The 618-nt window shown below is 40.9% G+C and carries 1 protein-coding gene; it reads left to right on the top strand.

Going from position 1 to position 618, the window contains the following annotated elements; translation table 11 throughout:
• Positions 1-546: transposase (locus ACTNB3_RS17875; protein WP_441027309.1), on the top strand; the 546-nt coding region annotated here is incomplete at its 5' end.
• Positions 547-618: the final 72 nt, after the last annotated feature.

Below are 618 nucleotides of genomic sequence, written 5' to 3'. Positions count from 1 at the left end.
CGCGGCAGATCCAAATATCTTCTTTCTGTCGATGTCATGGTTGGAAAAGAAAATCCAATTCCGGCAAAAATCGTATGTGTCAGAAACAAGGCGAATCGTAAGGATTGGCTTGCTTTTATCTGCACAAATCCAACTCTGTCAGAAGAAGAAATCATTCGTATCTATGGAAAGCGCTGGCAGATTGAGGTGTTTTTCAAGACCTGCAAATCTACACTTAATCTCATTGGCGAATGCCACAGTCTCTCTTACGATGCATTAACAGCACATGTAGCCATTGTATTTGCCAGATATATGCTTTTGGCATTAGAACAACGAAAAAATGAAGACCAACGAACCTTAGGAGAGTTATTCTTCTTCCTGGTAGATGAGATGGCAGACATCACTTTCACACGGTCTCTTTGCATCCTGATGGATGCTTTGATGGCAAGTCTTAAGGAGATTCTGAATCTGAGCGAAGAACAGCTTGCTGTATTTACTGCAGATTTTGTATCCAGACTACCGCAATATCTGCAAAATGCACTTGATTCGCGGGCAGCTAAAGCATAAATCGCTATTTTGTTAGCTGAAATATTGAATTTTCAAGGTACGAAGCCCATTTTGGGTATGGGAAGTCTTAGT

The organism is Bariatricus sp. HCP28S3_D3 (assembly GCF_052065755.1).
GTDB lineage: Bacteria > Bacillota > Clostridia > Lachnospirales > Lachnospiraceae > Allocoprococcus.
This window is presented reverse-complemented; position numbering and strand designations above follow the sequence as displayed.